The sequence below is a fragment of the Thiospirillum jenense genome, from assembly GCF_014145225.1.
GTDB lineage: Bacteria > Pseudomonadota > Gammaproteobacteria > Chromatiales > Chromatiaceae > Thiospirillum > Thiospirillum jenense.
Genome location: NZ_JABVCQ010000024.1, coordinates 40299 through 53806, shown reverse-complemented (window position 1 = coordinate 53806; position 13508 = coordinate 40299). Strand labels below are relative to the sequence as shown.

Genomic DNA, 13508 nt, shown 5'->3' with positions numbered 1-13508 from the left:
ATTTGCCAAGTCACCGCCCGCCGCTGCGCTAAATAACGCAGGTGGTCAAGATCGGCGCTGGCGGGATCGCGCACCAGCACCCGCTCCGGCAGGCGACGTTGTAACACCCGCGTCGCCTCGCCCAGCCCGATTTTCACGCGGTGGAGATCGCTTATATCGCATTGTGCCGTCAGGTTGGCAAGTTGCTCGCCGATGCGCTCACGACCGCGCTGCGGGTCAACGGGCGTCGCGTTCGGCTGATACCCGCCCGCCACCAGTTGCGTAACTGCTTGATCGGTCACGTTAATCCACCAGCGCGACACGTCCTGCGCGGCGAATTGGGGGTAGGTGACGCAAGTGTGCAGCGCGTCGCTCGGGTGATCGGGCGCGGCAACCGAGCGGCTGATGAGGCCGGCGACGGTGGCGTTGAGCAGGCAGGTCGGGATCAGGCAGTCAGCATCCGTCGGGGCGATGCCCGCGCCAGCCAAATCGGTCAGCGCGAACAGGTGCGGCGCGAGTTGCCGCCCGCTGTTTTGATTAAACGCGGTCACGGCGCGGGTCAGGGTCGCGGCGATCATGCCCTTGCCGATCCAACCGTCCACAAACGCGACGCTCGCCGCCGGGCGCTGGTCATGGTCAAGAATCACCCGCAACGCCTGGGTGTCCAAGCCGCGATCACGCAGGATTGAGACGGCATAGTGCGCGACTTGGCGGTGAAAATGCTGGGTTAATATCCGTTTCAACAGTACGCCCAGCGGCAGACCAGCGCGCAGCAGTGAGATCAGCGTGATTTGACCAACGCGCTGCGCGGCGATGATCGCGGCTAAATCGAGTAACAAGCGCGCCATCTGCGGCTGGGTGCGCGTCACCGCGGCGTAAAACAGCGCCAAATATTCGGGTGACGGCGGCGTTTCACGACTCAGCAGACTGCCGTAGTGACATTGCCCCGATTGCAGCAGGCGCTCTTTGGCGACCAGATCGCTCGCGTCCAGCAGCGGCACGGCGGACTCCGACAGCGGTTGGAGCAAAATGTCCACGTCGGACGGCGCGTAACTGCCGCAAAACCGCGGTGCTGGCGCAGTGGACGGCAGCGCGGCGCCGGGCGAGTTCAGGTCACGACTGGGGCAACTGTTACGCAAAACGGGCGAAATCCTCAGTCTGGTTGAGATTGGTAAACGGATCAGCGGCGGGGGCGGTAGTGGCGTCAAATGGCACCAGCGCCAGCGGGTGGCGTTCTAACCAGCCGTACACGCGCCGCTCGCCGCTGGCTAAATATTCATCTAAATCAGTCATTAACGTGCGCGGGATCAGCGCGTGGAGCGGATGCCACTGCTCGGGCGTCCCGACGATGGCAACTTGCGCGGTTTGGGCAATTAACCCGGCCGCGAGGCGCTGGGCTAAATCAGCGGGAATCAGCGGCGTATCACACGGCACGGTCAGCAGCCAGGGCGTGGTGATCTCGTGTAACGCCCGCGCAATGCCCGCCAGCGGACCGGAAAAGTTCGGCAAATAATCGGGTTTGACCGGATAACCGTAATGATAGTACGCCGCTAAATTGCGATTAGCACTGATGCGCACCTGCCCGCATTGCTGCGTGAGCAGGTCGAGCATCCACGCAATCAACGGCTTACCCGCAAACGGGTGCAGCCCCTTGTCCACGCCGCCGAGCCGTTGTCCTGCGCCGCCGGCGAGAACTAAACCGGTGATCTGCTGCGGGTCAATCACCACCCCGCTGGCGCTATTCACGGTGCCAGCCGCTCGATCTGCCACTGCCCGCTCGCGGCATCGTGCCGGTAACAGAAGCGATCATGCAGGCGATTGTGGCGACCTTGCCAGAATTCAAAATAACGCGACACCACGCGATAGCCGCCCCAAAAATCGGGCAGCGGCACCTCGCCCTGCGCAAATTTGCGCGCCACGTCCGCGATTTTCGCCTCCAACAGTGACCGTGATGTGATGACCTGACTTTGTGGCGACGCCCACGCCCCGATCTGACTACCGCGAGGGCGCGTGGCAAAGTAGCGCAGCGATTCGGCGGTGGAAATGCGCGTTGCACTGCCGACAATTTGCACCTGTCGCGCCAATGCCACCCAGGGAAATAACAGCGCCACCTGTGGATTGGCGTCCAGTTGCTGCGCTTTGCGGCTGTGATAATTGGTAAAAAACACGAAACCGTCGGCATCGTAGAGTTTTAGCAACACGGTGCGCAGCCAGGGCTGCCCCGCCGCGTCTACCGTCGCCAACGTCAAGGCGTTCGGCTCGGGCAGCGCGGCAGCAACGGCGGCTTGATACCAACTTTCAAATTGGGCGACGGGATCGGGGTTGAGCGCGGCACGACTCAGTCCAGTTTGCATCAATTGATCCCGCTCGGCGGCGGGATCAACGACGGTTGCAACGGCAGGCGGTGTTAGGTAAGCCATTATTTTTTCTGATTTTTCCGCTGGCGCAGCAGCACCTCAACCTCACGCTCGGCCGCCGCCCAATCCTCAGCCTCATGCCCGGGCGCAAATCCGCGTTTTTCGGCACGGTAATAGGCGGCATCCTGCACCATTTTGTAACGTTGTTCAGGTGAGAGCGCCGCGGCTGTTGTTTTACGGCGACGTGGTTGCGTTGTCGCCACAGGTGGGGCGGGCGGTTCAATCACCGGCGGCGCAGGATCGGGTGCTGGCGCAGGTGTCGCCGGCCGCGTTACCGACTTTTTCGCCGCCGATGACCGCGTTATTGGCGTTTTTACCGGCGGAGTTGCTGCCGCCACCGTCGCAGATTTAGCGGGGGCGGAACGTTTGCGTTTTGGTGACGGCGGTGGTGACGAAGCAACATCAGTAGGTTGCGCTGCGATAGTGGGCGCCGCGGCAGTGGATGATTGCGGCGTGACAGAGTTTTGATTCTTGACCATAGCGAATGACTGCTTTGAAAACGATTGCATGAAGTTAGCAGATACCGGTTAAAGTTGCTAACACGTTATGCGGCTTATTCACCACGCTTGTATTTGCGGCGTTGATGATTTGAATACAAATACGGGGCTGTTTAATATATGTTGGCGACAGTAACGGGAATGGAAAATGGCGCTAAACCGTTTGATGAATTGCGCCGTTTTCAATTCGCCTTAACTGTCCGTTTAGCATTAACTATCATCAATCACGAATTCAACTGCGACGAGATGTTTTTCTTGACCACGCGACAGGCGCGTCACCATTGCATAGCGCTGCAACGGTTCAAGATTAGGATTAGGGTTATCCACCATGAACGCGATCTTTTCATCTAATTTAACTGCCAGCGTGGTGAAGAATGCGCACCCACAAGCACTTAAATCAATTAAATTGACCACAGCCGTTTCTTGCGTTGCTAAACGGGTAATAGTCGCTTGCGTTTCGGCATTGAGACGCATAAAACGGCGGCGTTCTTCCTCTTCAATCATAGCGTAGTCCTGAGCGTGTGTTGATAATCTTGAAAATGATTTTCAATTAGGGTTGTTTGACCGGAGTGATAACCAGCGCCCGGTAATTATCTAATATATTGTGACCTTTAGCCAAGTGTTATTTGCATTTAGCAGATAATGGCAATCACCATACCGCCCAGCAATGTTGGCGCCGGCGGGGTGTTGGATTAAAATTTGCGCCGCAGCCAGTGTAATAATGGGCGTTCAATTAAACGATGCAGTAACCAGCCAGTCCAGGTGACGATGATGGCAACGGTGATAAATATCAAGGTAATCATCACCGGCTGGGTTGTCGGTAGGTAAAGTTTCAACCAATGCACCAGCGTTTTAATCAGAAGATAATGCATTAAATAAATGGAATAGGACGCATCACCGAGTGATGTTAATAGGTGGCGTGATTGAAAAAACTGTTCTAATGCGGGCGATAAGGCAGCCATCATCATTAAACCACTAGCAATCCCAAAGCCTAATGTTACGCTCCACAAATCCCAATCGCGGATTTGGTTTGCTAAACAGAAATAGGCGGTGATGGCAAATACGATCACGCCCAGCGCAAATAGATCATGCACCCGCCCCTGATTGGGAATTGCAGAATACTGCCGCCATTGTATAGAAAGATACGCGGCGGTTAATCCAATCATAAATAAAATGACGTATTTGTGGGTCAAATGACGCAGGACAAATGGCGGGTGCAGATCGAATAGATGCGCGGCGGCGAGTGCAATTAACCAGCCGCACAGAATTATTATCCCGAGGCGGCGGTTGATAATTAAACTGGCGAAAATTAGATAAAACGCTATTTCAAATGTCAGCGTCCACGACACCGGATTAACATAGCGCCAGGGCATGGTGACTAATCCAATACTGGCATAAATATCGTCTAACGTCATGGCGCCACGAAAGAATAACCACACCGAAAATATCGCTAACGTAATCCAGTAAATTGGGTAAATCCGAACAAAGCGTTTTTTAAGATAACTGACCAACCGCCGCGGCTGGTTAATATCGCGGTAATGAATGGTCAAGATGATAAAACCGCTTAATACGAAGAATAAATGAACACCCGAAAAACCAAATAAAAATAGCCCGTTCAATGGCGCAAACTGGTAATAGTCCGCGCACAATTGCGTGGTATGAAATAAGACAACTAAACTCACAGCCACGCCGCGTAATGCTTGCAGTGCGTGAATGGTATTGACATTTGAATAAGATTTTTTTTCTGTCATATTGACGCCTAAAGCGCAGCGATCAACAAATTATGCTAGAATGATTTGTTTTATTTCGGGTCAGAATTGACCCACCCTGCCGTTATCTGTTTTGAGGTTGATTACCCGCATGAGTCTGGATACCCCAGAAATCGCTGCATCAGTCGCAGCCACCGCCCCCGCCGACACCGACGCCGTTCCCAACTTTGCCGCGCTGGGCTTGTCCCCGCCGCTTGCCCAAGCCGTGACGCGCATGGGTTATGAAACGCCCACGCCGATTCAGCAACAGTGTATCCCGCATTTGCTGGCCGGGCGTGATTTGCTCGGTCAAGCGCAAACCGGCACCGGCAAAACTGCCGCCTTTGCGTTGCCGCTGTTGAATAATTTGCAACCCAATCACGACCTGCCGCAAATTTTAGTCCTCACCCCGACGCGGGAATTGGCGTTGCAGGTGGCCGAGGCGTTTCAAGTTTACGCCCAAAACCTGCCCAATTTTCACGTTCTGCCAATCTACGGCGGGCAAAGTTACAGTTTGCAAATCCGCCAACTGCGCCGCACGCCGCAGGTGATCGTCGGTACGCCCGGGCGGATCATGGATCACATGCGCCGCCAAACGCTGTCGCTCGACGGCTTGCGCACGCTCGTTCTCGACGAAGCCGACGAAATGCTCAACATGGGCTTTGCCGAGGATATTGATTGGATTTTTGACCACTGCCCCGCCGAGCGGCAGGTCGCGCTGTTTTCCGCCACCATGCCCGACGGAATTAAAAAAGTCGCCCGTGCGCGGCTGCGCGATCCGGTTGAGGTGCGGGTGCGGGCGGCATCCGAGACCGTTGACACGATTGAACAGCGTTACTGTTTGGTCACGCGGGCGCATAAACTCGACGTGCTGACGCGCTTGTTGGAACTGGAACCCTTTGATGGACTGTTGATTTTTGTCCGCACCAAAAATGCCACGGCCGAGTTGGCTGACAAATTGAAAGCGCACGGCTTTGCCGCCGAGCCGCTCAACGGTGACATGAATCAGGATTTACGCGAGCGCACCATTGCACGACTGCGCGACGGGCAATTGGATATTTTGATTGCCACCGACGTCGCCGCTCGCGGGCTGGATGTCGAGCGCATCAGTCACGTCATCAATTTTGACATCCCCACCGATCCGCCGTCGTATGTTCACCGCATTGGGCGGACGGGACGGGCTGGTCGGCCAGGGCGGGCGATTTTGCTGGTCGAGCCGCGTGAACGCGGGCTGCTGCGGGCAATTGAACGGGTGATCCGCCGTGACATCCCGCCGATGGAGCCGCCGTCCGCCGCCGCGCTCAGTGCTACGCGGATTGAACGCTTTACCGCTGATCTGCGCACCACGTTAGCCGAGCAGGATTTGGATTTTTTCTATCGCCTGATTGCGCGCCTGACCAAAGAGCAGGAACTCGATCTGATGGACGTGGCCGCGGCGCTGAGTTTCTTGCTGCAACGCGAGCGGCCGTTGGAAGTGCGCGAGGAACGCCCGCCACCGCGTCAGTTTGAACGGCGGGATGACCGCCCGCGTGATGAGCGCCCGCGGCGGCGCAGTGATCGTGACGGCGATTATCAGCAGCGGCCGCCGCGTGAGCGTGACCGGGGCAGTTATGACCCACGCGAGCGGGCGCCGAGTGCGGGTGATGATTCCCGCCGCCGTGACCGCGAGCGCCCGCCGCCGTTTGAGGGCGATCAAAATTTGACCAGCTACCGCATCGAGGTCGGGCATCGGGACGGGGTGACGCCGCGTGAAATTGTCGGCGCAATTGCCAACGAGGCGGGCTTGAGCGGGCGGATGATTGGACGAATTGACATCCGCGACGATCACACTCTGGTTGATCTGCCGGCGACGCTGGCGCGTGACACGTTGCAACATCTCAAGCGGGTGTATGTCTGCGGGCAGGCGTTGCAGATCAGTTTGGCAACCGGTGGCGGTGGTCAAGCTGATGCGCCACCGCGCCGCGAGCGGGTCGAACGGGGTGACAGTGACCGCTACCCGCGTCGGGCGCCGCCGTCATCTGAGCCGCGGCCGCCGCGTGGCGATCACCCGCGTCACCGCGAGCGGAAAGATCAGCGGTAACGGGTTGTTTTGACAGGATTATTTGAAAAATAGCGGGCGGTCACGCACCGTCCGCGCCCGCAGTCAGATCAAATTGACGACGCACCAATTCAGCCAGATCAATCCGAGTTGACTGGTGAAAATGCGCGGGCGGTGTTTGGTGGAAAATTGGCGGGCGCAGTCGTAAGTGACTGATTACGGTAGGAATTGGTGGAGCCAAGGGGGATCGAACCCCTGACCTCCGCATTGCGAACGCGGCGCTCTCCCAGCTGAGCTACGGCCCCAAAATCGTTAAATTGTCCCGCACCACTTGGGTAGTGGCTAGGCTGCGCATTCTAGCCTAAGCCAGTTGACCAATGCAATGCCCAAGTGATTTATTCAATTAAATCAAAATTTTGCAATCGGCGGCAGCGCAAACACCACCTCCTCCCGAATCCCCGGCTGCTCCGTCACGCTCGTCGCACCCCACTCGCGCAACTGGTCAAGCACCTGCGCCACCAACGACTCCGGCGCCGACGCCCCCGCCGTGATGCCAATCTGCGGTTTGTCCGCAAACCAATCGCGGTGCAAATCTGCCGACCCATCAACGAGATACGCCGTCGTGCCGTGCCGCTCGGCCAACTCGCGCAGCCGTTTGGAATTCGAGCTGGTCGCCGAGCCGATCACCAACACCAACTCGCACTGCTGCGCCAGCGTCCGCACCGCGTTTTGCCGATTTTGCGTGGCGTAACAAATGTCACTTTTGCGCGGCCCGACCAACTTGGGAAAGCGCGCTTGCAACGCGGCAATGATGTCGCGGGTATCATCCATCGAGAGCGTGGTTTGCGTGACATACGCCACCTGATCGGCGTTTTTCACGGCCAAATTGGCGACATCTGCGACCTTTTCCACCAAATGAATTTGCGCGGGCGGACATTGTCCGAGCGTGCCTTCGACCTCGGGATGCCCGCGATGTCCGATTAATACCACATCCAACCCCGCCTGCGAGTGCCGCGCCACCTCCGAATGCACCTTAGTTACGAGCGGACAAGTGGCATCAAACAGACGCAATTGTCGCGCCGCCGCATCACTGCGCACCGCCTGCGGGACGCCGTGCGCACTGAAAATGCACACCGCGCCGTCGGGGATGTCGGCCAATTCTTCAATAAAAATCACGCCACGTTGTTTCAAATCCGCAACAACGGTGTGATTATGAACAATTTCATGGCGCACATAAATGGGTGTGCCAAATACGGCTAATACCTGGTCAACAATGGCAATAGCGCGGTCAACACCAGCGCAAAAACCGCGTGGATTGGCGAGTAGAATATCCATGTTTTTTAATTCGTGACTGTCAAACAAACAGCGCCGCGTTAGGTTAAATACAATTGATGATGGGTTGAATGAAGATAGCAATCAATTTCACTCGCGCTAATCATTCAACCGCGCCTCATCGGCAATGATGAATCATTCCCCTAGCAAATGACACACCAATCCGTCCGCCAGTTTTGGTTCAAACCAGGTGGATTTCGGCGGCATAATCGCATTGGCATCCGCCACCGCAAGTAAATCATCCATTGCCGTCGGGCAGAGCGCAAATGCCACTGTCATTTCACCGCTATCCACGCGCTGCGTTAATCCCATTAAACCCCGACTGCCGCCGACAAAATCAATTCGATTATCCCGGCGTGGATCAGTAATGCCTAATAACGGCTCTAATACTAACGTCTGCAATACATTGACATCTAACCGATTAAGTAATTGCTCGGCGGTATTCGCTGCACTGGTCGCTGTTGCGGCCGCGTGACTGTAGTGCAAATGATACCAATGCCGCTCAAGATACAGCCCAAACTCGCCCATCTGCGCCGGGGCAACCGGTTGAGCGCTGGGCGTGACGGTAAAATGTGCCGCCAACCGTTGCAAAAAGGTCGCACTGTCCAGTCCGTTCAAATCCCGCACCACGCGGTTGTAGCTTAAAATACACACGTCGGTGTGCGGAAATAAGACACCTAACGTCCAATCGGCCGCACTGGCACCCGCCGCCCGTCTTTTTTCCGCCACACGCGCCGCCGCCGCCGCACGATGATGACCGTCGGCAATGTACAGCGCGTCGAGGCGATTAAACGCGGCGGAAATCGCACGCATTCTGGCGACGTTGCTAATGCGCCACAATTGATGACGCACCCCGTCCGCAGCAGTGAAATCCACGTCCGCATCCCCCGCCGCGCCGCCCGCCAGCGCCTTGCGAATCGCGGGTTGATCGCGGTACACCCAAAACACCGGCCCCGTCTGCGCATTCACGGCCTCGATGTGCCGCACCCGATCATCCTCTTTTTCCGTGCGCGTCAATTCGTGTTTTTTGATACGCTGTTGCTGATACGCGACAACCGACGCCACCGCCACCAGTCCAGTCTGCACCTGCGCGCCGAGCGTCAAACGGTAGAGGTAATAACATGGCTGCGAATCGGCCACCAGCACGCCATCGCGGCGCAGTTGGGAAAAATGCTTGGCCGCACAAGCATATACCGCTGCCGAGTAGGGATCGGTATCCGCCGGCAGGTCAATTTCAGCGCGGGAAACGTGCAAAAAACTATGCGGCCGCCCGCTGACCATCGCCCGCGCTTCGGCGGTGTTCATTACATCATACGGTGGCGCGGCCACGTCAGCGGCGCGGCCGGGGGCAGGGCGCAGCGCGGCAAAAGGTTGAATTAATGACATATGCAATAAACCTTGAAATGTGGGGAATGAACTGGATTAAAGCTGGGCGCCGTCGTCAATCAATCACGCCAATGATAATGATTAACCAACACCTATTGCGGTGAATTAGATTGGGCGGCCGGCGGAATTGATGACGCGGGTGGTGTACTCGGCGTTTTTTCATTCGCCAATTCTTGTTGTGCTTCAGCAATTAATGCCTGCACTGATTTCGCCTCTTCACCAGCGGGATCAATTTGGGTTAATACCTGCTGCCAATTGTTAATTGCGGCGGCGAATTGCTGCTGTTGAAATGCCGCCATGCCGTTTAACCATAACGCCGTCACATTTGTCGGTTCACGCGCTAATACGTTGGCAATTAACTCAGTCGGCCGGCCGGCTAATGAATTGTGATTATTCGCCGCCAATGCCTCGGCATACGCCAACATCACCTCCGACTGCTCGGGCGCGAGCGCATACGCCCGTTCCAGCGCCGCCAACGCCTCCGCCGGTCGCCCGAGCGCAAACTGCGTCTGCCCCAACATCAACCACCCGTCGAGATTGTCCGGCGTCTGCTGCAACCGCTCGGTCAGGCGCTCGGCCAACACGTCCAACGGCGGCATTTGCGCGGTCGCAGCGGCGGGCGGCAGCGCGGCAGTGAGCGTCGGATTGCCGATAATGAAATACAATCCCACTGCCAACGCCGGCACCGCACCCGCCGCCGCCAGCACCGTCAACCAGCGACTCGCCGGCTCGCGTGGCGTGGGCGCGACAGTGGTATTTACCCCGGCCGGCACATCGTGCAGCAATTCGCGTTCCAAATCCCGCCGCGCCGCGTCATATTGCGTGGCATCGAGCAATCCCGTTGCTAAATCCGCCTCCAATTCAGCACAACGTTGCTGAAATAAATTGAGATTTAATTGATCCTGCGTAGCCGCCGCGGCCGTTGAACGCCGGCGCAACCATAGCGGCGTGGTAATAAACAACGCGGTTAATAATAATAAACCAGTGGCGAACATCCAAAATGGCGTCATGGGTGCGATTTCTCAGCAATGGTGGACGAGGCGGTCGGGTTATTCGGATCGGCAATGGTCGCCGCCAATAATTGATTTAACCGCTGTTGTTCTTGCGGATCAAGCGCATCATTTCTATTCAATGGAGACCGCCCGCGCAATAATAATCGCAACATAAACACCGCCGCAATGCTAATTAAAATAATTGGCCCAAACCATAGCACATAGGTTGACGGTTTTAATGGTGGATCATACAAAATGAAATCACCATAGCGCGTGGTTAAAAATGAAATCACCTCTTGTTCTGATTTCCCGGCGCGCAACATTTCATACACTTCGCGCCGCAAATCTTGCGCTAATTCCGCCTGTGAACCGGCTAATGATTCATTCTGACACACCAAACAGCGCAATTTACCAATTAACTCGCGGAAGGTGGTTTCTTGTTGCGCACTATCAAAATGAAATTGTTCTAAGGTAAACCCCAGCGCGGCGGTGTGTATGAAACCAATTATTATCAATACCGCCCCGCCGCGTATTAATCTGTGTTTAATCATGGTGAATGCGGCTCCGCTTGCAATGTTTTAATTAAGGGCGCGAGCGTGTCATCCCAAACTGTTTGGTCAATGGGGCCAATGTGTTTATGGCGAATGATTCCAGCCCGATCAATAATAAAGGTTTCCGGCGCTCCATACACGCCCCAATCTAATCCCACGCGATTATCCCGATCATACCCAATGAAAAGATACGGGTTGCCGGTACTATTAATCACTTGCAATGCCGCGCTGCGTTCATCTTTCCAATTCAAGCCAATCAATTGAATCCCCGCCTGCTGCGCTAATTGCATGAGCATTGGATGTTCTGCTTTACACGCCGGACACCACGACGCCCATACATTAAATAACGTGATGTGTCCGCGTAATTCGGCATCCGTCACTTGACGCGACGGATCAATTAAGTCGGGTGTATTAAAAGTTGGAATTGATTTACCAATCAGCGGTGACGGCACCTCACGCGGGTCTTGCGTTAAACCAAATAATAACAAGCCCACCAATGCTATGAAAATCGCTAATGGCAACACAAATAATGACAAGCGTTTGGATTGAATAGTCATGGTTTGATTGATCCTGATGCGGCAATGGTTGGAGTGATTTGCGCTAATGGTGACGTGCTTCGGTAGCGCCGATCAGCCATTGCCAATAATCCACCCAATGCCATGAAAATTGCACCCAGCCAAATAAAACGCACCGCTGGTTTATAATACAAACGCACCGCCCAATCACCCTCACCCAATGGTTCGCCCAATGCAACGTACACATCGCGCATTAACCCTGGGTCTATTGCCGCTTCGGTCATGGGCATTCCACCGCCGAAATAAGCGCGTTTCTCGGGGAATAAATCAGCAACATGATCGCCATTATCATCTGTGACAATAAAATGCCCGCGTTCGGCATGATAATTCGGGCCGGTACTGGAAACCGCGCCCTTGAATTCAAAGCGATAACCGGCAACGACATGACTATCACCAGGCGATAATCTGACATCGGTTTCAATGGCAAAATGGGAGACAATGGTGACGCCAATAATAAACAATGCCATGCCAACATGCGCAATGATCATGCCGTAAAAGCTGCGCCCGCTACCGCGTAAATCTTGAATGAAAGCGGCTTTTAATGTGAATTGAGAGCGGTCACGCTGTTGGAGGCGTTCATACACAGAAGCGCCGTGCGTGATCAATAACCAAACCGCTAATGACATCCCAATCATCACACCGATTGGCACTTGGCTAATCAATAACAGTTTAATGGCTAAAACAATTGCGACCAGCCACCATAGGTGTCGAATTAACCGCATGAACCGATCACGTTTCCAACGCAAAAATGGACTGATGCCCATGACAATGACTAAACCCGGTGCTAATACCGTGAACATTTTATTAAACCAGGGAAAACCAACGGAGATTTTACCCCAGCCAAAGGCGTCATAAATCAGTGGTGCTAAGGTGCCGAATAACACAATAATGGTCAAGGCGGCAAACATTAGGTTGTTAATTAACAGTGAGGTTTCACGCGATAACAGCGCGAAATAACCACCACTGGAAATGGATGGCGCTCGCCACGCATAGAGCGTTAATGATCCGCCAATAACAATCGCTAAAAATACCAGAATAAAGGCGCCGCGAGTTGGATCGGTGGCGAAGGCGTGAATAGAGGTTAATACGCCTGAGCGGACTAGAAATGTGCCGAGCAGACTTAATGAAAATGCGCTGATGGCTAATAACACTGTCCAGTTTTTGAATGCCGCCCGTTTTTCGGTGACAGCGAATGAATGAATGAGTGCGGTGCCAATTAACCAGGGCATGAGTGACGCATTTTCAACTGGATCCCAAAACCACCAGCCGCCCCAACCTAATTCGTAATACGCCCACCACGACCCTAATGCAATGCCGAGCGTTAAAAAGACCCAAGCAATGAGTGTCCAGGGTCGTGACCAGCGCGCCCAAGCGGCATCTAATTGTCCGCCAATTAACGCGGCAATGGCGAAGGCAAAGGCAATTGAAAATCCGACATAGCCCATATACAACATGGGCGGGTGAATAGCTAACCCAAAATCCTGTAATAACGGATTGAGATCCCGTCCCTCGGGTGGTATTGGAAATAGGCGTTCAAAGGGGTTGGAAGTGAATAAAATGAATAATAAAAAGCCCACTGCGACCATGCCTTGAACGGCTATTACCCGTGCAAGTGTTATTTGTGGCAAATGCCGGCTGAATAATGCAACCGCTGCTCCCCATGCGGCCATCATCAATACCCATAATAATAATGAACCTTCGTGCGCACCCCAAACGGCGGACACTTTGTAGAGCGTTGGTAATAAACTATTGGAATTGGTGGCGACGTAGGCAACGGAAAAATCACTGATTAAAAAAGCATAGGTTAAACACGCAAAGGCAATAGTCAGTAGAGTGAATTGCCCATACGCGAGTGGCCGGGCTAATGCCATCCAGGTCGCACTGTGATTGAAAGTGCCTAATAATGGTAAGGTGGCTTGAATGAGTGCCAAGCCGAGCGCCAGAATTAACGCCAAATGACCGAGTTCAGGAATCATTCATTACTCCGCGCATC

At 54.8% G+C, this 13508-nt stretch carries 13 protein-coding genes and 1 tRNA gene; 1 reads left to right on the top strand and 13 read right to left on the bottom strand.

The window, feature by feature from the left end:
- The 6 genes from HUK38_RS10910 to HUK38_RS10885 form a co-directional block, all read right to left on the bottom strand.
- Nucleotides 1-1118, bottom strand: a 1118-nt coding sequence (locus HUK38_RS10910) for a cysteine protease StiP domain-containing protein (RefSeq protein ID WP_238787598.1), incomplete at its 3' end; no start/stop codon positions are given.
- Nucleotides 1111-1749, bottom strand: coding sequence for a molybdenum cofactor guanylyltransferase MobA (gene mobA / locus HUK38_RS10905; protein ID WP_182584363.1), 639 nt, complete (start codon nt 1747-1749; stop codon nt 1111-1113). The genes mobA and HUK38_RS10910, both read right to left, overlap by 8 nt.
- On the bottom strand, nt 1722-2333 hold the full coding sequence (gene pdxH / locus HUK38_RS10900) for a pyridoxamine 5'-phosphate oxidase (RefSeq protein ID WP_238787600.1): 612 nt from the start codon (nt 2331-2333) through the stop codon (nt 1722-1724). The genes mobA and pdxH overlap by 28 nt, the downstream gene beginning before the upstream one ends.
- Before the next feature lie 65 nt (nt 2334-2398).
- Nucleotides 2399-2875: a DUF2934 domain-containing protein gene (locus HUK38_RS10895; RefSeq protein ID WP_182584361.1), complete on the bottom strand. Its 477-nt coding sequence runs from the start codon at nt 2873-2875 to the stop codon at nt 2399-2401.
- A gap of 228 nt (nt 2876-3103) precedes the next feature.
- Nucleotides 3104-3397 carry a PilZ domain-containing protein gene (locus HUK38_RS10890; protein WP_182584360.1) on the bottom strand — a complete coding sequence of 98 codons (294 nt, stop codon included), beginning with the start codon at nt 3395-3397 and terminating at the stop codon, nt 3104-3106.
- A 188-nt stretch (nt 3398-3585) separates the two neighbouring features.
- Entirely contained in the window at nt 3586-4644 is a 1059-nt protein-coding gene (locus HUK38_RS10885) for an acyltransferase family protein (protein ID WP_182584359.1), read from the bottom strand.
- A gap of 109 nt (nt 4645-4753) precedes the next feature.
- Between HUK38_RS10885 and HUK38_RS10880 the strand changes: the two genes are divergently transcribed.
- Nucleotides 4754-6721, top strand: coding sequence for a DEAD/DEAH box helicase (locus HUK38_RS10880; RefSeq protein ID WP_182584358.1), 1968 nt, complete (start codon nt 4754-4756; stop codon nt 6719-6721).
- Nucleotides 6722-6908: 187 nt separating this feature from the next.
- Here the strand turns inward: HUK38_RS10880 and HUK38_RS10875 are convergent.
- The 7 genes from HUK38_RS10875 to HUK38_RS10845 form a co-directional block, all read right to left on the bottom strand.
- Nucleotides 6909-6984, bottom strand: a tRNA-Ala gene (locus HUK38_RS10875).
- Between the two features lie 103 nt (nt 6985-7087).
- A complete protein-coding gene (gene ispH / locus HUK38_RS10870) occupies nt 7088-8014 on the bottom strand; it encodes a 4-hydroxy-3-methylbut-2-enyl diphosphate reductase (RefSeq protein WP_182584357.1) in 927 nt (308 codons plus the stop codon).
- A gap of 132 nt (nt 8015-8146) precedes the next feature.
- Nucleotides 8147-9397 (bottom strand): DUF1015 domain-containing protein, encoded by a 1251-nt coding sequence (locus HUK38_RS10865; protein WP_182584356.1) that lies wholly within the window; start codon nt 9395-9397, stop codon nt 8147-8149.
- Nucleotides 9398-9489: 92 nt separating this feature from the next.
- The gene (gene ccmI / locus HUK38_RS10860; RefSeq protein ID WP_182584355.1) at nt 9490-10407 is read right to left on the bottom strand and encodes a c-type cytochrome biogenesis protein CcmI; all 918 of its coding nucleotides are present in this window, start codon (nt 10405-10407) and stop codon (nt 9490-9492) included.
- Nucleotides 10404-10940 (bottom strand): cytochrome c-type biogenesis protein, encoded by a 537-nt coding sequence (locus HUK38_RS10855; protein ID WP_182584354.1) that lies wholly within the window; start codon nt 10938-10940, stop codon nt 10404-10406. The genes ccmI and HUK38_RS10855 overlap by 4 nt, the downstream gene beginning before the upstream one ends.
- Entirely contained in the window at nt 10937-11497 is a 561-nt protein-coding gene (locus tag HUK38_RS10850) for a DsbE family thiol:disulfide interchange protein (RefSeq protein ID WP_182584353.1), read from the bottom strand. Before HUK38_RS10850 ends, HUK38_RS10855 begins: the two co-directional genes overlap by 4 nt.
- Complete coding sequence (locus tag HUK38_RS10845) at nt 11494-13491, bottom strand: heme lyase CcmF/NrfE family subunit (protein ID WP_182584352.1); 1998 nt, start codon at nt 13489-13491, stop codon at nt 11494-11496. The genes HUK38_RS10850 and HUK38_RS10845 overlap by 4 nt, the downstream gene beginning before the upstream one ends.
- Between the last annotated feature and the right edge of the window lie 17 nt (nt 13492-13508).